General features: G+C 57.0%; 17 protein-coding genes. 7 read left to right on the plus strand and 10 right to left on the minus strand.

Annotated elements, in window-relative coordinates:
* The first annotated feature begins 42 nt into the window (after positions 1-42).
* Both H9I52_RS17700 and H9I52_RS17705 read left to right on the plus strand, forming a co-directional pair.
* Positions 43-2,493 carry a penicillin acylase family protein gene (locus tag H9I52_RS17700; RefSeq protein ID WP_187454965.1) on the plus strand — a complete coding sequence of 817 codons (2,451 nt, stop codon included), beginning with the start codon at positions 43-45 and terminating at the stop codon, positions 2,491-2,493.
* Between the two features lie 48 nt (positions 2,494-2,541).
* Positions 2,542-2,922 (plus strand): hypothetical protein, encoded by a 381-nt coding sequence (locus tag H9I52_RS17705; RefSeq protein ID WP_139515040.1) that lies wholly within the window; start codon positions 2,542-2,544, stop codon positions 2,920-2,922.
* Between the two features lie 104 nt (positions 2,923-3,026).
* On the opposite strand, the gene H9I52_RS17710 is transcribed toward H9I52_RS17705, so the two are convergent.
* The gene (locus H9I52_RS17710) at positions 3,027-4,277 is read right to left on the minus strand and encodes an alpha/beta hydrolase family protein (protein ID WP_316248049.1); all 1,251 of its coding nucleotides are present in this window, start codon (positions 4,275-4,277) and stop codon (positions 3,027-3,029) included.
* 191 nt (positions 4,278-4,468) lie between these two features.
* On the opposite strand from H9I52_RS17710, the gene H9I52_RS17715 reads away from it, so the two are divergent.
* The 3 genes from H9I52_RS17715 to H9I52_RS17725 all read left to right on the plus strand — a co-directional run bounded on the left by H9I52_RS17715 (position 4,469) and on the right by H9I52_RS17725 (position 7,486).
* Positions 4,469-4,870, plus strand: a complete 402-nt coding sequence (locus H9I52_RS17715; protein ID WP_187454966.1) for a BlaI/MecI/CopY family transcriptional regulator — start codon at positions 4,469-4,471, stop codon at positions 4,868-4,870.
* A complete protein-coding gene (locus H9I52_RS17720; RefSeq protein WP_187454967.1) occupies positions 4,848-6,203 on the plus strand; it encodes a TonB family protein in 1,356 nt (451 codons plus the stop codon). Before H9I52_RS17715 ends, H9I52_RS17720 begins: the two co-directional genes overlap by 23 nt.
* A gap of 242 nt (positions 6,204-6,445) precedes the next feature.
* On the plus strand, positions 6,446-7,486 hold the full coding sequence (locus tag H9I52_RS17725; protein WP_174805791.1) for a hypothetical protein: 1,041 nt from the start codon (positions 6,446-6,448) through the stop codon (positions 7,484-7,486).
* 88 nt (positions 7,487-7,574) lie between these two features.
* On the opposite strand, the gene H9I52_RS17730 is transcribed toward H9I52_RS17725, so the two are convergent.
* The 6 genes from H9I52_RS17730 to H9I52_RS17755 all read right to left on the minus strand — a co-directional run bounded on the left by H9I52_RS17730 (position 7,575) and on the right by H9I52_RS17755 (position 14,733).
* Positions 7,575-8,003, minus strand: a complete 429-nt coding sequence (locus H9I52_RS17730; RefSeq protein WP_165699321.1) for a BLUF domain-containing protein — start codon at positions 8,001-8,003, stop codon at positions 7,575-7,577.
* 215 nt (positions 8,004-8,218) lie between these two features.
* Positions 8,219-9,790, minus strand: coding sequence for a DHA2 family efflux MFS transporter permease subunit (locus H9I52_RS17735; RefSeq protein WP_139515044.1), 1,572 nt, complete (start codon positions 9,788-9,790; stop codon positions 8,219-8,221).
* A 202-nt stretch (positions 9,791-9,992) separates the two neighbouring features.
* On the minus strand, positions 9,993-11,564 hold the full coding sequence (locus H9I52_RS17740; protein ID WP_139515045.1) for a DHA2 family efflux MFS transporter permease subunit: 1,572 nt from the start codon (positions 11,562-11,564) through the stop codon (positions 9,993-9,995).
* 104 nt (positions 11,565-11,668) lie between these two features.
* Positions 11,669-12,778 carry an HlyD family secretion protein gene (locus tag H9I52_RS17745; protein WP_187454968.1) on the minus strand — a complete coding sequence of 370 codons (1,110 nt, stop codon included), beginning with the start codon at positions 12,776-12,778 and terminating at the stop codon, positions 11,669-11,671.
* 60 nt (positions 12,779-12,838) lie between these two features.
* Positions 12,839-13,276, minus strand: a complete 438-nt coding sequence (locus tag H9I52_RS17750; RefSeq protein WP_187454969.1) for a universal stress protein — start codon at positions 13,274-13,276, stop codon at positions 12,839-12,841.
* Between the two features lie 134 nt (positions 13,277-13,410).
* Entirely contained in the window at positions 13,411-14,733 is a 1,323-nt protein-coding gene (locus H9I52_RS17755) for a TolC family protein (protein ID WP_187454970.1), read from the minus strand.
* 333 nt (positions 14,734-15,066) lie between these two features.
* Here H9I52_RS17755 and H9I52_RS17760 point away from each other — a divergent pair, with 333 nt between their 5' ends.
* Positions 15,067-17,160 carry a sigma 54-interacting transcriptional regulator gene (locus tag H9I52_RS17760; protein ID WP_187454971.1) on the plus strand — a complete coding sequence of 698 codons (2,094 nt, stop codon included), beginning with the start codon at positions 15,067-15,069 and terminating at the stop codon, positions 17,158-17,160.
* A 245-nt stretch (positions 17,161-17,405) separates the two neighbouring features.
* On the opposite strand, the gene H9I52_RS17765 is transcribed toward H9I52_RS17760, so the two are convergent.
* The 3 genes from H9I52_RS17765 to H9I52_RS17775 form a co-directional block, all read right to left on the minus strand.
* On the minus strand, positions 17,406-18,812 hold the full coding sequence (locus tag H9I52_RS17765) for a M56 family metallopeptidase (RefSeq protein WP_187454972.1): 1,407 nt from the start codon (positions 18,810-18,812) through the stop codon (positions 17,406-17,408).
* Positions 18,813-18,814: 2 nt separating this feature from the next.
* On the minus strand, positions 18,815-19,180 hold the full coding sequence (locus H9I52_RS17770; RefSeq protein WP_187454973.1) for a BlaI/MecI/CopY family transcriptional regulator: 366 nt from the start codon (positions 19,178-19,180) through the stop codon (positions 18,815-18,817).
* 138 nt (positions 19,181-19,318) lie between these two features.
* Positions 19,319-20,299: a Gfo/Idh/MocA family protein gene (locus tag H9I52_RS17775; RefSeq protein ID WP_187454974.1), complete on the minus strand. Its 981-nt coding sequence runs from the start codon at positions 20,297-20,299 to the stop codon at positions 19,319-19,321.
* 165 nt (positions 20,300-20,464) lie between these two features.
* On the opposite strand from H9I52_RS17775, the gene H9I52_RS17780 reads away from it, so the two are divergent.
* Positions 20,465-21,763 carry an AAA family ATPase gene (locus tag H9I52_RS17780; protein ID WP_187454975.1) on the plus strand — a complete coding sequence of 433 codons (1,299 nt, stop codon included), beginning with the start codon at positions 20,465-20,467 and terminating at the stop codon, positions 21,761-21,763.
* Positions 21,764-21,891: the final 128 nt, after the last annotated feature.

Below are 21,891 nucleotides of genomic sequence, written 5' to 3' on the forward strand. Positions count from 1 at the left end.
AGCGCCAAATATTGTCTACTTTCCGAAGCTTAAATGCCGTGTATGATCAAGTGGACAAAAGCTGTGCTGGCGCTGGCCATCAGCGGCGCGCTTACCTGGGTACTCAACACCAAACAGGGTGATGTTCCGCCGTTTGGGAAGTTTTTGAGTCCCTTTGAAGGTTTCTGGCAGAACGGGGAAGCGGCCGATGCGTTTCCGGCTCAGCAAAACCTGACGCTGCCCGGTTTGCAGGCGCCCGTGCAGGTGCGCTTCGACGACCGGCGCGTGCCCCACATTTTTGCCCAAAACGACCACGATCTGTACTTCGCCCAAGGCTACCTCACGGCCCGCGACCGGCTCTGGCAGATGGATTTCGTTACACACGTGGCGGCCGGGAGGCTGGCCGAAATTGTGGGGCCGAGCCGCCTGGAGACGGACCGCTTTTTCCGGCGCATGGGCATGGTATACGGCGCCCAGAAGTCGCTCGACATGATGATGGCTAACCCCGTCACGCACAATGTATTACAATCGTATTCCGATGGTATAAATGCCTATATCAGTTCGCTTTCCGCGAAGGAGTATCCCTTCGAATACAAGCTCCTGAATTATGCGCCGGAGCGGTGGGAGCCGCTGAAATGCGCGCTGCTGCTTAAGTACATGGCCTTCGACTTGAGCGGACGCTCCGACGATTTGCGCATGTCCAACGCCCTGAATAAGTACGGGCCAGCCGTGGTGAAAGACTTATTTCCGGATTACCCGCAGCGCGAGGACCCGATTGTACCCGTTGGTACCCCCTTGGATTTCAAGCCGTTGCCGGCCCCACCTACGCCCCCCTCGTTTCAGGCGGCGATGTCGGAGAAGGTGCCGGCGCACGAGCCCAATCCGGAATTGGGCTCCAACAACTTCGCGGTGAGCGGCGAAAAATCGGCGTCGGGCTTTCCGATTTTGGCCAATGACCCGCACTTACAGCTGAACTTGCCCAGCATCTGGTACCAGATTCAGCTGACGGCGCCGGGCGTGAACGTGTACGGCGTGACCATTCCGGGCGCGCCGACGGTGATTATTGGCTTCAACCAGCAAGTGGCCTGGGGCGTAACCAACGTGGCCGCCGACGTGATGGACTGGTACCAGATCAAATTCCGCGACCACACACGCCGCGAATACTGGCACGACGGCCGCTGGAAACCGATTCGCCGCGTGGTGGAGCGCATTAAAGTGCGCGGCCAGCCTGATCGGCTCGACACGGTGCTCTACACGCACCACGGCCCCATCGTGTACGACCGCGACGAAAAACCCTTCCTCAGCGAAACGCCCATTCGGCACGCCATGCGCTGGACGGCCCACGACGCGGCCAATGAAGTGCTGGCGTTTTACCAGCTCAACCGCGCGAGTAATTATCAGGATTACACGGCCGCCTTAGCCAACTATGGTTCGCCGGCGCAAAACTTCATTTTCGCGGATAACCAGAAGGATATCGCGATTTGGCCCAACGGCAAGTTTCCGCTAAAGTGGCGCGATCAGGGCAAGTTTATCCTCGACGGCACCGACCCCGCTTACGATTGGCAAGGCTGGATTCCGCAGGCACAAAACCCGCACGTGAAGAACCCGGCGCGCGGTTTTGTGAGCTCCGCCAACCAGTCTTCCACAGGCCCCGACTACCCGTATTATCTCAACTGGACGTTCGGCAGCTACGAGCGCGGTCACCGCATCAACGAGCGACTGGCACGCATGACCCGCGCCACGCCCGACAGCCTGCGCGTGCTGCAAAACGACAATCTCAACCTCAACGCCCAACTCATGCTCCCGCGAATGCTTGCCCTGCTGGATTCGCAGCCGCAGAACGTGGCCAGCCGCGGCGCGCGGCAGCAGGTCCGCACCGAAATGCACCGCTGGAAGTATTTCTACGAGGCTAACGCCATCGGGCCGAGCATCTTTGAGCTGTGGTACAGCAACTTAGTAAGGCGCATCTGGGAAGACGATTTCAGCAAAAAAGGCACTGGCATAGAACTGCGCTGGCCCGGCCGCGACCGCACCAACACGCTCATTTTGCAAGAGCCTGATTCTAAATGGATTGACGACCGACGCACGCCGGCCAAAGAAACGCTGCCCGATCTGGTGCGGCTGTCGTTTGAGTTTGCTGCCGATTCGTTGCAGCGCAAGTTTGGCGAGTTTGGGCCGAAGTGGCGCTGGGCCAACCAAAAGAGCACCGACATTCTGCACCTGGCGCAGCTTCCCGGCTTCGGCCGCATGGACCTCGACGTGGGCGGCGGCGCGGGCATCGTGAATGCGACTTCCGAGCGCAATGGCCCGTCGTGGCGCATGGTGGTGGCTCTTGGGCCGCAGGTGCAGGCCTACGGCGTGTACCCCGGCGGGCAAAGCGGCAATCCGGGTTCGCCGTTCTACGACAACATGATCGAGACGTGGCGCGTGGGGCAGCTCTATCCGCTGGTGTTTCTGCACAATGCCACCGAACAGAATAAGCGCGTGCAGGCTACGTGGACGCTGAACAAGTAGCAGAGGCTTATTCACAAGTATCTGTTTATCAAATAATTATACAACCGTATGAATCGAGGGATCTGGCCGCTTTTTCTGGTTATTCTGGTGGCAGGCGCTGTTGCTCAGGTGTTTCTGCCGTGGTGGAGCGTGGCGGTGGTTGCATTCGCGGCTGCGCTGTGGCTGGGCACGCACGGCGGCTGGGCTTTCTTGGCGGGCTTTGAGGGGGTGGGCTTCGTTTGGTTTGCCTTGGCTGCGTGGCTCAACGTTCAGAACCAAGGCCTGCTGAGCCACCGCGTAGCGCAATTGTTGCCCCTGGGCGGCAACGGCTGGGCGCTGGTGGTGGTCACCGCGATTTTGGGCGGCTTGGTGGGAGGATTAGCGGCGCTGGCTGGCTGCTGGGTTCGGCAGGCGGTTTCACCAAAGCCAGTCGCGCAGCCTGTATCTTAATTGCTTCGCAGCATCAAATAATATTTGGTATAATAATATGATAATCACCTAATTAAAAAGGCCAGCTTCGTACGAAGCTGGCCTTTTTAATTAGGTGATTGCCTTTAGTAGTACTGCGAGATGAACCCGAGGGCTTGTAGCGTATAGCTGACTACCGAGGTAAAGTGATTCCCGCCGGGCACCGGGTGCAGCTCTACCTGTTTGGCGCCGCGCGCCTGCATGGCTTTGTAGGCGTCTTCGGAGTTGAAATACGGCACGTAGTCGTCGGCGGTGCCGTGGAAGAGGGCGAGCGGAGCTTTGGGCTGCCAGTCGTAAATGTCGTTGTCGCGGAAGGCAGCGGCCATTTGCGGATCCGTATTAGTCAGAATGCTGGTCCGGAAAGAGGCCGTAAAAAGCTGCTTGGGCTGGTCTGGCACCGAGCCGAACGAGTTTTTTTCCAGTTGCGCGGCCCAAGGCGGGTTGAAGTAATACGCAAATGGCCGGTTGATGCCGTACACGCGATTGTAGGTATCGAGTACCCACACGTAGGTGCTGAGGAAATTCAGGGGCTTATCGGAGCTCAGAATATAGTTGGCAAAGGCCGACTTGTGGTAGGCCCCGGCGCCCGGCGCGCTAGCCGTGACGGTGAGCTCGTTGGCGTATTTTTCCTCGATGAGCTTGTGCAGCGCCATCGTGGCAAAACCGCCTTCGGAGTAACCGAGCAGGAAGTTTTTGTCGTTGAGCGGAATGTTTTCGCGCCGGCAGAATTCGCGGGCGGCGCGCATCATGTCCAGCGACGCCGAGGCCAACGACGCCGCGTGCTCGTAGGGGTGCGGCAACGCCTTGGAAGCGCCGTAGCCAATGTAATCGGGTGCCGACACGATGTAGCCCGTGGAAGCCAGCACCGAAACCGCCGAGTACACCTCGCTATTGGTACTGTAGTGCGACGGCGCCCGGTCTTCATCGGAAGGCCGAATCGTGCCGTGCTGGTAGCTCAGGAGGGGCAAGGGCTGCGGCACGGTGGGTACCAGCAACGCCCCCGAAGCCGTGACGGGCTTGCCGTCGGTGTTGGGCGTGGTATAAGTCAGGTGATAGACTCGGATGGGATATTTGGCCAGCGCGCCGGCAACCGGAGCTTCGGCAACACGACTGGCCAAGTCAGTCGCGCTGTATTCGCCTATCAGTGAGCTATTTACTAAAAGACTATTGGGTGTGGGCGCAGGAGGCGCCGGAGTAGGAGCGCTCGGCGTAGGGATTGCGGGTGACGATACTTCCGAAGCGTCTTTGGTGCAGCTCATGCTCGGCGCCGTGAGCAATACGGTGCTGAGCAGCAACGTCAGGCGCGCCAGCCGGGAGCTGATTTTATGCAGGATCACGATATGTTCGACAGGAATGATGGGCTTGCATAACACTTGCTAGGTCAAAAAATTTCGTTTTGAGCCGCGAAAAACGCGCGTGTCAGCTTCGCTCACTTCTCAGAAGCCGAAAGTTTATTTTCGCTTCACCTATCTATTTAGTTGTATAACTAAATTATTAGTTATACGTTTAGTGCATCATACTCAGACACATGGAATCTTTCCCCGAACTCACCAAAGCCGAAGAGCAGGTTATGCAGGTGCTCTGGCAGCGCGGCCCTTCGTTTGTGAAGGACGTGCTGGCCGACATGCCCGAGCCTAAGCCGGCCTACAACACCGTTTCGACCATCATCCGCATTCTGGAGCAGAAGAAGTTCGTCGACCACGAAGCATTTGGGCGCACGCACCGCTATTTCCCACTGGTAGCGCAGGACGCGTACCGTCGCTTCTCGCTGCGCAAGCTGCTGGGCGGCTACTTCGGCAACTCCTTCAGCCGCTTGGTTTCCTTTTTTGCCAAAGAGGAGGACCTGGATGCCCAACAACTCGAAGAACTTCTGAAGCACGCCCAACAACAGCTAAACGAAGAAGCCGATGACAACGCTCCTGCTACTTAACTGGATGCTACTGAGCACCTTGTGCCTGGGCGCTGGCTGGCTACTCTACCGGTTCGCGCTGCGCTCGGAGCGTAGCTTTGGCTACAACCGCTGGTACCTGCTGCTGGCGCCGGCGCTGGCTGCGGCCTTACCGTGGCTGCCGTTGCCAGCCGTGTGGGGCACGGCCTTACGCGGTGTGGCACTGCCCCCGATGACGGTATTACTACCCGTCGTGCGGGTAGGAGCCGCTGCAACATCCGAAACGAGCTTCTATGTAAATAATTGGTTATTAATTATTTACGCAACCGTCGCTGCTTTGATGATGATCCGTTTGGGAGTGCGGTTGTGGCATCTGCACCGCCTGACGCTCGGGCTTCCAAGTGAACGCCAGGCAGGCTACACGCTGGTGCGCACGGGAGGCAAGTTGCCCATCAGCTCGTTTGGGCGTACCGTTTACTGGGACGAGACCGCGCCCCTTACCGTTGCCGAAGCCGAACAGGTGCTGCGCCACGAACTAGCCCACGTGCAGCAAGGCCACACCTACGACCGGCTGGTGCTGGATGTGCTGCGGGCAGCGCTGTGGTTCAATCCGTTTGTGCACCTCTTTCCGCGGGCGCTGGCTCTCACGCACGAATACCTCGCCGACGAGGCCGTGTTACACGAAATGCCCACTGCTTCCCCCGCCCAATACGCGACGCTTTTGGCCCAGCAGGCCAGTCAGCGCCTAGGGCTTTCGCTCACGGCCGCTCATTCTTTTACCCAATCCCACACGCTTAACCGTATCGCTATGCTCTACAAAAATCCTCCTGCCCGCCGCTGGAAGCAGTGGCTGGTCTTGCCGGTCAGTGGGTTGCTGCTATTTGCCGTGGCCTGCCAGAAAGAAGCGATCCCGACGCTTACTGCCGCCGCTTCGGCGAGCCAGGCAAACCTGCCGCCTCCACCCCCACCGCCGCTGCCCCTTGCCCCACCGCCGCCTCCGCCGCCCCCGCCGTCCTATGCGGTCGGGCGCAAAATCTACACGTCCGTTGAGAAGATGCCCGAATACCAAGGCGGCTACGCACAGCTTTTGCAGGATATCGGCAGCGCCGTGCAGTACCCTGCCATAGCGCAAGAAGCCAAGTTGGGGGGCAAAGTATTCATCCGGTTTGTGGTGGGCACCGACGGCCAAATGCACGATGTAGAGATTCAGAAAGGCGTTGTGGCACCGGCTGGCCAGGAAGCTGCCGCCGAGGCGCTCAACAACGAGGCGCTACGCGTGATCGAGAACTTGCCGGGCACTTGGAAACCGGGCATTCAGCGGGGCAAAAAGGTAGATGTAAGCTTCACAGTGCCCATTAGCTACGCCAGCAAGTAACCTGATACTGGCTTGGCCAAGATGCGAAGTTCCCTTTCGAAAAAGAGGTTGCTAACGGGCGTTGGCAGCCTCTTTTTCTGTTTTTTATAAAATTTACACTCTACACACCTACTTGACTATCAATCTTTTAATAACCTCGTCCATTCCTGCTTTTTCAATTCCGCGAAGCTATTCTGCACTACAGATTCCTGCAAAAAGGCGTAACTTGCTTCCCAATTTGGCTTCCAACTTCTTTTCAATCAGTGTCTTATTCTCGAATCTCTTCCCGTTTTGCCGCCCCGTTGCTTTCTGCGCTGGGCCTGCTGTTTTCGTTGACCACCCTGCCCGGCTGCACTACCCGCACGGATGGCGAAACTCCTGATTCGAAACTATCGGCTTCGGGCGCTCCGGCGGCGGCTGCCCCGATCGATTCGGCGAAGCTCAAGCTGCAAGTCCTGCGCCTCGACTCGCTCAAGGCCGATTCGATTGTAAAAGCCAGTGGCCAACTGCCCGGCGCCATCCTGCCCGGCCACCGCATCGTGGCGTTCTACGGCAACATTCGCTCGAAAGGCATGGGCATTCTGGGCCGCGAGCCCAAGGAGCAGATGTTCCGCAAGTTTGAGAAAGTGCTGGCCGAGTGGCAAGCTGCCGATCCTTCGCTGCCCATTCAGCCTGCCCTGCACAACGTGACCATCACGGCCCAAGGCGCGCCTGGCAAAGACGGCAAATACCGCCTGATGAACTCCAAAGCCACGATTGAAGAAGTAATCGGCTGGGCCAAAGAGCACAAGTGCATCATTTTTCTGGATGTGCAGGTGGGTCTCAGCGACCTAGAGCACGAGTTGCCTAAGTTGGAGCCATACCTGAAAGACCCCATCGTGCACATGGGCATCGACCCCGAGTTTGCCATGCAAACCAAAGGCGTGCGCCCCGGCAAGAAGATCGGAACCTTCGATGCTAAGGACGTGAACTACGCCGTCAAGTTCTTGGCGCGCATCGTGAGCGAAAACCACTTACCGCCCAAAGTTCTGACCGTGCACCGCTTTACGCAGGGCATGATTACGAACTACAAAAACATCAAAACCGACCCGCGCGTGCAGATCGTGATGCACATGGACGGGTGGGGCGACCCGACTTTGAAGAAAGATTCGTACCACGACTACATCCAGACGCAGCCTGTGCAGTACACCGGCTTCAAGCTGTTCTACGAATACGACATCAAGCCGAAGAACTCGCACCTGATGACGCCCAAGGAAGTGCTGGCCGAGCTAACCCCAAAGCCTCTGTACGTGCAATATCAATAACTAATTGCTAATCAATTAGTTAACAAAAAGCCCCGCTCGGTCATCGAGCGGGGCTTTTTGCTGTGACAAACTGCCGGATTGTAGCAACTCAACTGAGAGGCTGCGCTTCCGTCGCAAACGACTTGAGCAAGGCCACCAGCGAGCCTTCGCCTTGGTCGGGGTGCGAAGCCAGGAATTCCTGTTTGGTTGGGTCGACGTAGCCAAGTACGTGCTCAAACTGCGAACCCGTAACGGTCTTGAAACCCATGGACCAATCCGGGAAATCGCGCTCGTTAATGGTGCCGTCGGCCACTTTCAGCACGTGCAGGTGGCGAATATCGCTTTCGATGGTGGCAAAAATGCTTTGCACATCCTGCTCATGGCCTTCCAGCACCTGAAAGATGTTGCCGTTGCTGTAGAGCAGCATGCCGGTGATGTTGAGGCGGCTGTTTTTGTCGCGCCATTGGGTGAGTGCTTCGTGTAATTCGGTTTCGCTGAAGGGGCTGGTGGCGATGCTTGAGTAAGCTAATCGATACATAAGAGGAGTGCTATAATAACTCCTAAACATAATTTCCCTCCTGCGTCTGTGCAAGCTCAGCCAATACAGCCAGAGAATTTCTTGTTTCAGCTTAGTACCTGCTGCTTACATCGAATTCATAAAGCGTTAAAAATCAGCCCGTCATGCAGAGCACAAGCAAAGCATGACGGGCTGATTTGGGCTATTGAAATGCGGGCTAAGCCTCAAAGAGCATGTTAGTGAGCGGCGTTCAAGTCGACGGGGCCGGCGTTGCGTACGCGCTTGATGAGCAGGATCATCGGGATGCACCCCAGAAAAAACAGTCCCAAAACGGTGAAGGTCTGGGCGTAGGTGATGAGCGAAGCCTGCTTCATTACCGTGCCTTCGAGCGCGGCATAGGCTTGCTGCTGGGCCTGCATGAGCGAGAAGCCTTTGCTGAGGAAATTTTGGGTGAAGGCTTGCAGACGTTGCTGCGTTTCAGTGTCGTAGAGGGAGATGTTAGGTAGCAACGCTACGCGGTTGTAGGCCAGGTTACGCTCCAGATACGTGCCTACAATGGCCACCCCAAAGGAGCCACCCAACTGGCGCAGCATGCCCGTAAGACCGGCCGCTTGCGCCCCGTCTTTGCCGCGCAGGCCAGCCAGCGACATCGTCGTGACGGGCAGAAACAGCAGCCCCAGTCCTACGCCGCGCAGAATCAGAGGCCAGAAGAAATCGCTCTGGCCCGCCGTAGGCGAGATTTTCTGACTCATCCAAAACGTGAACACGAAGAAGATGCCGAAGCCGAAGGGCAGCATAAACTTCTGCGGCACGCCGGCCTGCAACGCCCGCCCAATGATGGGCATCATAAAGCCCGACACCAGCGCCCCCGGCAACAGCAATAAGCCGGTTTGGGCTGCCGTAAAGCCCAGAATGCGCTGCGTGAAAATCGGGAATACAAACACCGACGCAAACAACCCAAAGCCCAGCACAAACGACAGAATCGCGCCGACGGCTAGGTTGCGGCTGCGCGTGAGCACGCGCAAATCCACGATGGGGTTGGTGGCCGTCAGCTCGCGCCAAATGAAGCCGACAATGCCGATAATTGAAAGGCCGGTGAACACATTGATCAGGCTCGACTCAAACCAGTCTTCGGTTTCGCCTTTTTCCAGCACAAATTGCAGCGAGCCTACGCCCAAAATCAGCAACACAATGCCTTGCCAGTCGAGCTCGCGCAGGGGCCGTGGCTTCATGTGCTTCATGCGTTCGGGGTCTTCGATGAAGGCAAACGTGCAGATCGTGGCCAGAATGCCGACGGGCACGTTCACGTAGAAGATCCAGGGCCAGTCGTAGTTGTCCACGATGTAGCCGCCCAGCGTCGGGCCGATAGTCGGGCCAATGATGACGCCCATGCCGAACAAAGCCTGACCCAGAGGAAGCTGCTTGGGCGGGAACGTATCGATGAGGATGGACTGCGAAGTTGCCATCAAGGCGCCGCCGCCCACGCCTTGTATAAAGCGAAACGCCACCAGTTCCCATATATTCGTGCTTTGCCCGCAGGCGATAGAAGCCATCGTGAACAGCACCACCGAAAACCCAAAGTAATTGCGGCGGCCAAACTGCTCGCTCAGAAAGCCCGTGAGCGGCACCACAATCACGTTGGCAATGGCGTAGGCCGCAATCACCCAACTCACTTCCGAGAGCGTGGCCGAGAGGTTACCCATCATCTGGGTCAGGGCCACGTTTACAATACTGGTATCGATTAGCTCCAGCAGCGTGCACAGCACTACGGTGGCCACAATAATCCATTTTTTAGCTCCTGATTCCATGGCGTCGGGGTAACTTGTGCTGAGGTGGGGCTACTGAATAAGATTGAGTTGTAAAGCCGTTTTTCGCCAATTTGTTTTAAGACAAATGACCATACGATCAATTTGTTAATTTTTCTGCAACTGTCTCATAATCAAGCATTAACAAAAAAAAGCCGCCAGTAGAAGCTGGCGGCTTTTTGAGAGACAGGCTATTGACAGGCAATTAGTGCGCAGCCGACATGTCCACGGGCGGTGCGTTCTTCTTGATTTTCATAAAGAACACCAGCGGAATGCAGATCAGGAAGAAAATCCCGAGCATGGTGAAGGTTTGCGAGTAGGTGATCAGGGCCACCTGCTTCATCAGCGTGCCTTCTAAAGCAGCGTAAGCTTGCTGCTGGGCTTGCGAAAGGGCGTAGCCTTTGGCGAGGAAGCCCTGCGTGAAGGCTTGCAGGCGCTGAGTTGTTTCGGTGTTGTAAAGCGAAATGTTCGGCAGCTGCGCCACGCGGTTGTACGCCGTCGAGCGCTCCAGATACGTGCCCACAATGGCCACCCCAAACGAACCACCCAGTTGGCGGATCATGCTGGTCAGACCGGCAGCCTGGCCGGCATCTTTACCCGACAAGCCCGCCAACGATAACGTAGTGATAGGCAAGAAGATAAAGGCCAACCCAAAACCCCGCAGCATCAAGGGCCAGAAGAAGTCCATGTCGCCGGCGGTGGGTGAAATGCGGGCGCTCATCCAGAAGGTAAAGATGAAGAATATGGCGAATCCGAATGGGATCATCAGCTTCTGCGACACGCCTTTCTGAATGGCTTTACCGATGAACGGCATCATCGCGCCCGTTACCAACGAGCTGGGTAACAAGATCATACCCGTTTGCATGGCCGTAAAGCCCAGGATGCGCTGCGTAAAAATCGGGAACACAAACACCGATGCAAACAGACCGAAACCAACCACAAATGAAAGAATGACCCCGAAGGCCAGGTTCCGGCTGCGGCCAATCACGCGCAGATCGACAATCGGCTGCTTGGCCGTGAGTTCGCGCACAATAAAGCCGATGATGCCAATAGCCGATAGCAGCGCAAACGAAATAATGTAGGTCGATTCAAACCAGTCCTCGGTTTCGCCCTGCTCCAGCACCAGCTGCAACGAGCCGACGCCCAACACCAGCAGGAAAATCCCGAGCCAGTCGATTTGACTGACCGGCCGCGGAATACGGGCCTTGATATGCGCCGGGTCTTCGATGAAGATGAACGTGAAAATCGTGGCCAGAATGCCGACGGGCACGTTGACGTAGAAGATCCAAGGCCAGTCGTAGTTGTCCACGATGTAGCCGCCCAGCGTCGGGCCCAGCGAGGGGCCTACAATTACGCCCATGCTAAACAAGGCCTGCCCCAGTGGCAATTCCTTGGGCGGGAAGGTGTCGATGAGAATAGACTGCGAAGTCGCCATCAGGGCGCCGCCGCCCACGCCTTGGATAAAGCGGAAGGCTACCAATTCCCAAATATTCGTGCTGTGTCCGCAGGCGATAGAAGCCAGCGTAAACAGCACCACCGAACCACCGAAGTAGTTGCGGCGGCCAAATTGTTCGGATAAAAAGCCCGTCATGGGCACTACAATCACGTTGGCAATGGCGTAGCTGGCAATTACCCAGCTTACCTCCTGCTGCGTGGCCGAGAGATTACCCATCATCTGGGTCAGGGCCACGTTTACAATACTGGTATCGATCAATTCCAGCACCGTACACAGGACCACCGTTACCACGATAATCCACTTACGAGCTCCAGATTCCATTTTATAAATTATTGGTTATCAAAATCTTAAAGTCTTGGCAAACCAAGGTCAGAGGATCATCAGAAGATGACCACACACCTGGATTTACCAAGACCTTGAAGACCTTATTTTACCTTCACGACGGCGTTCACACTCATGCCGGCACGCAGGGGGTGTTCGGGGTCAACTTTGTCGAGCACGATTTTCACGGGTACGCGCTGTACCACTTTCACGAAGTTGCCCGAAGCGTTGTCGGGGGGCAGCAGGGCGAAACGAGCACCCGTAGCCGCCGAAATGGATTCGATGTGGCCCTGGAATTCTTCGTTCGGGTAGGCATCCACTTCCACGCTCACCGGCTGATTGACTCTCATGTCTTCCAACTGGGTTTCCTTGAAGTTGGCCACTACCCACGTGCGGTCGCTGGCCACGATGCCCATCAGCTGCTGACCGGGCGAAACCACCTGGCCGGGCTGTACATTTTTCTTGCTCACGTAGCCGTTGGTCGGCGCTTTGAGGGTCGTGTAGCTGAGCTGCAACAAGGCATTGTCGAGGTCGGCTTGGCGTTGTTTCACAACGGCTTGTGCCACAGCTACTTGCTGCTGAGCTGCTGCCACTTGCTGTTGCGCTACCGATACTTGCTGCTGCGCCGTCGAGCGCTGGGCCGTAGTCGATTTCAGGTTGGCTTGTACGGCGTCGTACTCGCTTTGCGGAATGATGTCTTCTTTCCGCAGGTAGGCGCTACGCTGCAAGTCTTTCTGCAAACGGGCCCGGGTAGCATCGCTCACCCCGATGGCCGAACGGGCCGAACCGACGTTGGCTTGGGCTGTGCCCACGGCAGCGCGAGCGGCTACCACGTTGGCTTGCGCGGCGGCTAAAGCGGCTTGCGCGGCGTTTACACGCTGTTGGTAGTCGGCGGGGTCGATGGTTACGAGCACGTCGCCTTTTTTCACCACGGTGTTGTCGTCCACTTTCACCTCGGCTACGGGGCCGCTCACGCGGGGCAGCACGGGGTACACGTCGCCTTCGACTTGGGCGTCGTCGGTTTCTTCGTGGGCTTGGGCAAATTGATAACGGGTCCAGCCGTAGTAGCCACCGACGAGCAGCAGCAGGGCCAGGATAATCAGCAGAAACGGACGGCGCGAACGGCCTTGTTCTTCTACTTCGGGTTCATAGGGCTGCGCGGCACCAGTTGGGTTCGGCGCTACGGCCGGCTCTTGTTGAACGGGGGTTGCCATATCTCAGGATTAGTTGAATGCGAAAGAGGAAGGGGAATTGATTTCGAAAAAATGAGGCCGTTAAGCCGATTGCCGATATTCATCGGCCGGGCCCGCCTTCACGAGCAGCGTAGCACACGGGGCCGTACGCACGACTACTTCGGCGGTGTTGCCCATCAGAAAGCGCGTGAGGCCGGTTTGGCCGTGCGCTCCAATAACAATCAGATCGGCTGGATGGCGACGTGCTTCGGCCACAATTTCTACGGCCGCATCGCCCTCTAGGATTACCGTTTTTACGCGAGCGCCGGCCCGCTCGGCCGTCGCTTGGTGTGCAGCCAGTTGGCCGGGAATATTGAGTTCGGGGCTGGCATCGGGCTGGGCCAACACGGGTTGGGGCTCCAGCACATGTACCAAGCGCAGCTCGGCCCCGGTGGCCGCCGCCAGCGCGGCAGCATAAGCCACCACCGGCACCGAGGCAGACGAGAAATCAAGCGGGCAAAGAATGGCGGATAGGGTCATATTGTGGGAATGTTGAATGCTGGCGTTGAATTCTAAACGAGGCGGATATATCACTTTTAATTTTTATAATTTGTTGATTATCAACATTTTACAAAAACTTCATCATTTAAAATTCAAACCTCAAGATTTCCTTACTACCAAATCTGCTCGCCTACGGCGCGCTTGAGCTGGTACTGGCCCATGGTGTAGTTATAGATCGCCTGCACACGAGCCAAGCGGGCCTGCGCCAGCGAAGTTTCGGCATCCAGCACGTCGAGGTTGGTGCCTACGTCGTAGCGGTAGCGGGCGCGGGCGCGGGTAAGGGCGTCGGTAGCTTGCGCGATCTGCGTTTCGGCGTTGGCGTAGCGCGCCGAGCTGGCTTCGATGTTGTTAGCAGCCTGGCGCACATCCGAGCGAATCGACTCCTGCACATCCTGGGTGCGCGACTGCGCCGACCGAGCATTGGCCGAGGCTTCCACACGCTGGTTTTTATTGCGATTACCGTCGTAAATCGGCACCGACAACTGCACCGCGGCTACCGTATTGAAGCGGAAGCGCTCCAGGTTTGGCACGATGTAGCCGTTTTTACCGCCGGCCTGCACCTGAGCGCCTAAGCTGGGCAGGTTGCTTTTTTCGATCAGGCGAAGCTGGGCTTCTGCCGTGTTTTCGGCATCGCGGGCCAGCTTCACTTCTGGCCGGTTCTCCACGGCCTGTGCAATAGCCGAATTCACATCGACGGGAGCCGCGCTGTAAGCCAACGAGCCACGCACGGGCACCTCGGCGTATTCGGGGCGGTGCAACAGGCGAGCGAGCTGCGTCTGCTGGTTGTGCAGCTGGTTTTGCAGATCAATTTTGGCGTTCTGGGCTTGCGTGATGCGCACTTGCGTGGTTGTCACGTCAAACTTGGTGCTTACGCCGCCCTGCACTCGCTTTTCCATTTCGCGCTGGTGCTGCTGCAACGAGGCGATCTGCTCATCCTGCACCTTAATGCTTTCGCGCATAAACAGGATGTTGTAGTACAGTTGCACCGCGTTGTAAGCCAGATCGCGGCGGGCGGTCACGATGTTGTCGGCGGCGGTTACACCCTGTGCTTTCGCCAGGTTGTACGTCGCGTCGTTTTTGCCAAAATCCAGCAGCATGTACTGTGCCGTGATGTGGGCATCGTAGTTATTATTAGGAGCCAGCTGCAACACCTGATCGCCAAACGGCAGCTTTACCTGCGGATCGACGCGGGCATAGGTGGCGGTACCCGTCACGTACGGCAAATAGCCCGTACGGCTCTGGGCCACCCGCGCCTGGGCCGCGTTTACCTGTTCTTCCAAGCTGGTAATGGCGGGGTTAGCATCCATTACCGCCTTGATGGTGGCGTCCAGCGTAAGTGAGTCAGTAGTGGCAACGGGAGTTTGGGCGGAAGCAGCGCCGGCTGTCAAGAGCCCAAGGGTCAGCAGTGGCGCAGCAAGTTTCAATCGGGAAAGCATACAGTAGTACGACTTGTGTGTGCCGCCCTAATAACCAACTATGTGCCACGCTTAAAATGGGATTAAAATTCTTTCAAAAACCGGGTTTACGGCGTTTAAACGCATAAAATATTTTTCAAAATACGTTTTCGAACATTTTCTGCCACGGCTTGTTTTTCTTAAATATCAGGAATACCCCATCTTTTATCCTGATATTTGAGGAATTTTTACTGCTGTAAACTCTCTTACGCTATTTTATTAACGGTGTGTTAGGGGCGCGATTTGAGCCCTTTACCTACGTCTTCTGTGTTGCCTTTTGAGTTAGACACCCCCGCCGACTTATCATTTTTGCGCATGCCCAATCAAGAAGAATCGCTGCTGTTATACTTGAACGAGGCCATTGCCACGACGCGCAACAAGGAAGGGCTCTTCCGGATCGTGACGGAAAAGCTGCGGCTGATCTTCCCGTTCGACGTGATTTCCATCGTGACCATCGATACGGAAGGCCAGTACAAGCGCCTTTTCCTGCGCGACTATTTCACCGATCTCACGATTCCCTCTCGCCACAACAACCGCAACCTGCGCCACCCCATTGCCGGCACGCCCACCGAACGCATCTTGCTGGACAACAAAATACAAACCCTTGACCTGCAAGAAGTTGCAAAAGAATACAAAGGCGAGAGCCCTTTCAACTACCTGATTCAGCAGGGCGTACGCTTTATGACGGTGGTGCCGCTGCGCATTGCAGGCACCTCCTTGGGAGTGATGTGCTTGGCTTCACGGCGTCACCCGCACTTCGAGCCCGCCGACCTGTCGTTGCTGGGCAAGATCGGCAGCTTGGTAGCCGTGGCCGTGAGCAACACGCTGGCCTTTGAGGAAGTAGCGCAGCGCGAACGCGAAAAAAGCATTCAATTGGCCGTCAATAACGCCTTGCTTAGCATCAAGGAGCGAGGCCAGCTTTTCCATACGGTAGCCACGGAAATCAATCGGGTGGTACCCTACGACTACTTCGGGGTGCGCATCCGCTACCGCGACGGCACGCACAAGGCCTTCGCTGAGTTTGGCAAACAAGACGATGGCACGTTTGCGCCCCTCGACCCCGATCGCTGGAACGAGGTACCGGAATATGGGCAGATGGAGGGCGAAGCCATGGAGTTGTTTCAACACCCGGCTATTTACGGCGACGAAAGCTTCCGGCGCTTGTCGGATAAGTATCGCCTGATGCGCTACATCGCCGAGCACCGCAATACCCGTTCGCTGCTCATCGCGCCGCTGTGGGTGCAGGAAGACCAGACGGCCGTGCTGTCGTTGAGCAGCAAAGAAGAAGGCAACTTCGATGAGACTGATTTAGAACTGATTAAGGGCTTAGTCCCGCAGATCACGCTCACGATGCAGAACCTGTTTGCTTTCGAGCAGATCGAAAGCCTGAGCGCGCAACTCGAGCAGGAGCGCACTTACCTCATCGACGAGATCAACACCACCGCCAACTTCGGCGAGTTCATCGGCCAAAGCCCGACCATCCAGCCCGTGCTCACGCGCATCACGCAGGTCGCCCCCACCGATACGACGGTCCTCATCAGCGGCGAAACGGGCACCGGTAAAGAGCTGGTAGCCAGAGCCTTGCACAACCTCTCCCCCCGCCGCGACCGCGCCCTGATCAAGCTCAATTGCGCCGCCTTACCCGCCCAGCTCATTGAAAGCGAACTCTTTGGCCACGAGAAGGGTGCTTTCACCGGAGCCGTGGATCGGCGTATCGGCAAGTTTGAGTTGGCCGACGGGGGCACGATTTTCCTCGACGAAGTGGGCGAGTTGCCGCTCGATTTGCAAGCCAAGTTGCTGCGCGTGTTGCAGGAAAAGGAGTTTGAACGCATTGGGGGCCGCCGCGTAATTCACAGCAACGCCCGCGTGATCGCGGCCACCAACCGCGTGCTGGAAGACGAGGTAGCCGCCGGCCGCTTCCGCGCCGATTTATACTACCGGCTCAACGTGTTTCCGGTGCGGCTGCCGGCCCTGCGCGAGCGTCCCGAAGACATTGAGCCGCTCATCCGCTTCTTCCTGGAAGGCTTCACCAAGAAGATGGGCAAGCCCGTGCGCGGCCTGCGCGAGCGCGACCTACGGGCGATGCAGCAGTACAGCTGGCCGGGCAACATCCGGGAGCTGGAGCACGTGCTGGAGCAAGCCGTGATCGTGTCGACGGGGCCGTTTCTGGAGTTTGCGGGCTTTTCGGCGGCGGCGGCGCAAGCTTCGCCGCCCATTCCGCTGCCCGATTACGCGCCCATCAAAACGCTGCGCGACCAGGAGCGCGACCACATTCTGGCGGCGTTGCAGCGCACGGGCGGTCGGGTAAGTGGCCCCAACGGCGCCGCCGTGCTCCTCGACATCAACCCCAAAACCCTCGAAGCGCGCATGAAGAAACTGGGCATTCAGCGCACCGTGGTAGCTACCTAATGCGGCATGGGCACGCTCTAAAATATCATAACAGTTTGAATGTTAAATTTTTACATTCAAGGCAAACCCAGGCATCTCGTTTTCTAGCCGGACAAGTTGCGACGGCTGATAACATAGTTGTGTTGCAAATGTGACACCCAATAAAACGCAAGCCCGGCAAATGACTTGGCCGGGCTTGCGTTTGTAGGCTTACAAACCATTTATATTATAACAACTTTACTATCAGATAGTTATCTAAAGCAGTTTTACTTTTTCGTAGCAACTACGATCACGCCGTTTTTGCCTTTGGCGCCAAATTCCTTTTCGGCAGCTTCGCCCTTATACACTTTTACCGACTCGATGCGCTCGGGGGAGATTGCGCGTAGCGCCTCGTTTGTGGCTTCTTGGCCATCAATCACGATGAGGCTGTTGGCCAGGCTGGCATCCGTGCTGTGGTCGCCCGCGGTACCCTTAATGGTGACCTGCGTTGCGCCCGCTTTCGAAGCGGCCGGCTGGAGACTGATGCCGTATTTCTGGTTGAAGTTCAGCACCGATTCGGAGTTTTCATTGCCCTTGGTGATGACGCTCACCACGCCGGCCGCCGTGCTGCCGAACGCCTTCTGAAATGCCTCACCCTTGAGCACATTCATGCTTGCGATTTGGGCTGGATCCATCTGCGTTAGTTTTTCTTTCGAAACCTCTTGACCGTCAACGAAATACAAGAGATTATCTGGCAAATGATTCTGCGTACGGGCGTCCTTCTGGTTGGAGGCGATGACCACGGTAGTCAAGGAATCCGGCTTCCGGGGCTCAACTTGGGGCTGCGAACAGGCGATAGCCAAACCAGCAACCAAGGGCAGCAGTAGCGCATAGCTCAGCAGATGCACCGCAGAAGAACGCTTCTTGTTAATCATAGCAATACGGTTTTTGAGAGTGAGAAAATTGAAATTATTGACCAAGGAGGAGCTTTGCGCTAACCCATTGAGCCGCACCAAACTATATTGATAAGCCCGGCTGTCGAGGCCGGTTTGCAGCACTTTGCGGTCGGTAACGAATTCGAGGTTTTCCTGAATGGCTTGCTTCAGCAGCCACGCCGCAGGGTTAAACCAGAAGGCCACCACCTGGGCTTGCGCCAGCAGCACATCCAGCGTATGGCCTTGACTGACATGCACTTGCTCGTGCTGCAAAATCATCGGCAGCTCTTCCGGCTGGTGCTGCTCAGGATTCAGGTAAATGGTTTGCCCGAACGAAAACGGATTCAAGTCGCCGCTAAGGCGGCGTACGCGCATACCCAGCACCTGCGCCGGCGGCGAAGTCCGGTGTAGCCTATACAACGAGGCCAGCTGTCCGAGCAGCCGCGCGGTCATCAGGCCCATGCCCACCCAGTAGACTCTCACGAGCAGTTGCCAATAATCGAAGCCTGTTGGCGTCGGTACAGCCAGCGCCTGCCAATCCGGCGCGATGAGCTGTAGCGTAGCGCCCAGCTCCTGCGGCCGCGCAAACAACTGCCCAATATCCAGCAGCGGATACGCCGCCGAAAAAAGCAGCGCAAACAGCAGAAAAACCCGGTTGAGGGTGTAAAAAGTGAGCCGGCGCAACACTACGTAGTAAGCCAGACCAAACAGAACCAAAGCCCCGTTTGCCTTCAACAGATACAGCAACAGCGCGGGCATGGCTATTCCGGTTTGCGGTTTTCAATCATGTCGATGATTTCCTGCAACTCGCTGGCGCTGATCTTCTTCTCCTTTGCAAAAAACGACACAAGCTCTTTGTAGGAATTCTTGAAGTAGTCGCCTACGAAGTCGCTCATGTAGCGCTTGCGGTATTCTTCGGCCTTCACAAGCGGCGCAAACCGATACGAATTGCCCAACTTTTCACTGCTCAGGTAGCCCTTCCGCTCCAGGTTGCGAATCGTGGAAGCCAGCGTAGTGTAAGGCGGTTTGGGCTCGGGGAGCCGGTCTAGCACGTCTTTGGTAAACCCACCGTCCAGCTGCCAAAGCACCTGCATGGCTTCTTCTTCGGGTTGCGTCAGTCGTTCCATATGCCTTTACGATGTTTTCGTAATACTACGAACATTTCGTAATTAAGCATGTGGAATCGAGAAAAAGCGCAAAAAATTATTCAACGCGTGGGTAAAGCCTGCAAAAGACCTTGTTATAAGTAACTGATTATCAATTATTTATTCACCAGGATATACTACTCCTAACTGCCGCCGCACTTCGTCGAGCTGCTGCATTATCTCCAAGCTAAACTGCCAGGGCACGAGTGGGCTTTCCACCAAGCCTTGCTCGAGGCAGTGCTGCACATGCTCGATCTCGTACTGATAGCCGTGGCCGGGAAAGTCGAAAAAGAAATCCTGAGGTGCTTCGTCAGGGCGCTCCAACGTGAGACGCTTGGCATGATGGAAACGGCTGTGCATCAGCAGCTTTCCTTCGGAGCCGTACACGGTGCAAGTAGTATCGGTAGTGGCGGCTAGGGTGGAAAACAGGCTGGCGGTGGCTCCGTTTTCGTACGCCAGCGACATGGCGCAATTCATGTCGACGCCGGTTTCGGTGAGCGCCCCTGCAGCTTTGATATCCGTTGGGTTGCCGAGGAAAAACTTGCTGATCAGGAGCGGATAAATGCCAATGTCCAGGAGCGAACCGCCGGCCAGCGCCGGCGCAAACAAGCGCGCCGCCGGATCGTAGGGAGCCGTAAAGCCAAAATCGGCGGCTATGTGCACTACTTTCCCTATCGCCCCTGACTGGATGATTTCCAGCGCTTTATGGGTGGAAGGAAAAAAGCGCGTCCACAACGCTTCCATCAAAAACACCTGCTTTTCCCGCGCCGTGGCAATCATCTCTTGCACCTGCCGAGTGTTCAGGGCGAAGGCTTTTTCGCACAGCACCGGCACGCCAGCGCGCAGGCAGAGCAGCGTATGCGCATGGTGCTCGGAGTGGGGCGTAGCAATGTACACGACATCCAGGTCGGGCAGCTTCAGCAACTCTTCGTAGCTCCCAACGGCGTGCGCTACATCGTATTGAGCAGCAAATTGTTGCGCTTTATCCAGGCTCCGTGAGGCTACCCCGTACAAGCGGGCATTGGGCACGAGTTGTAGGCTTTCGGCAAACTTGTGGGCGATCCGGCCCAGCCCAATGATTCCCCAGTTGAAAGTGCGCACGGCAGAAAAGGTTAAGCAACAGAATAAGTACAAGCCCAAGCAGGTACGGAAGTACGGCGATTCGGGCCGGTCGGCCAACCTCAGTAGCCATACTTTTTTGGCTTCTTAAGCGCTGAAAGGGAGCCTTCTGCGCGCCGCATACGTTTTGCAGTTACTTTTAAACGCATGCCTGCTCTCTTCGACCCCACCCTGCTCACCCGCGACCATGTGCTGCGTGCCATCCGGCACCTCGACCGCACTGCCCTGACGATTCCGCCCAGCACGGTTTATGACCTGGTGTACCGCGGCCGCCGCTATCCGCCGCGCGCTGTGGCGCAGCAAGCATGGCGCTTCGCCATCAATGACGTAGAAGCCAAATGGCCGTTGCCCGCTGGCAGCCCCACCAACCAAGTACTTGAGGATCTTGATTTTACGGTAGCTACCAAGCGCCCCACCCTGGCCAACTCGCCCCTCGACGGCGACGTGGCTACGCAGGACGCCATGCAGAATCTGTACACGGGCTTGGCGGGTGATGACGTGCCTGCGCCGGCCCCAAAAGCGCCCACCGTAGCGCACGAACCCACCGCAGCCTATACGCCTGAGCTGCCCGCACAGCCCTATACCAAGGCCGATGCGTTGCAGGAGCTATTTATATCGGAAGAAAAACTCGTGGACACGCTGGCGGCCCTGGAGCGACGGCGCAACCTGATTTTGCAGGGACCGCCCGGTACGGGCAAGACGTTTTTGGCGCGGCGGCTGGCGTGGCTAGAGTTGGGCTGCCAGGACACGCAGCGCGTAGAAATGGTGCAGTTTCACCCCAGCTACAGCTACGAAGATTTTGTGCAGGGCTTCCGGCCCGATGCGCACGGCTCGTTTCGCCTCACCGACGGGGTGCTGCCCGATCTCTGCCGCCGGGCCAGCGCCGACCCCACGCGGCCGTATTTCCTGCTTATCGACGAGATCAACCGCGGCCACTTGAACCGCATTTTCGGCGAGCTGCTGCTGTTGCTGGAGGCCGACAAGCGCGGCCTGGCCCACGCCGTGCGCCTACCTTATGCGCCAGTCGAGGCCCCACGCTTTTATGTTCCTGACAATCTGTTCGTTATCGGCACCATGAATACCGCCGACCGATCTTTGGCGCCCCTCGATTATGCCTTGCGGCGGCGCTTTGCCTTCGTGCCGATGCTGCCAGAGTTTGGCGATCATTTGCATAGGCATTTGATTGACAATAACATACCACCCAAGACTGTAGACCGCCTGATCGCCCGCCTTGCCGAGCTAAATGAAGTCATTGCTAACGACCCCGAGCTCGGCCCCGATTTTCAGGTCGGCCACAGTTACTTCTGCCAACCGCCTACAGCTCCAGCCGCCGCCGACCAGTGGCTCACGCTGATCTTAGAACAGGAAATCGCCCCGCTCCTCCGCGACTACTGGTTCGATCAACCCGCACACGCCACCGCCCACATCAAGCGCCTGCTTTCATAAAACCGAACTCCCCTCCTCCGCTGAAGAGGGGACGCGGCAGCTTCGCTGCCGCCAGGGTAGTTGGCCCGCCTGCGGAAGTTGTTTAACAAGATAACTACCAACGACTTCACCACCCCGCCTTGCGGGCA

It is taken from the genome of Hymenobacter sp. BT491, assembly GCF_014349165.1.
GTDB classification, from domain to species: Bacteria; Bacteroidota; Bacteroidia; order Cytophagales; family Hymenobacteraceae; genus Hymenobacter; species Hymenobacter jejuensis.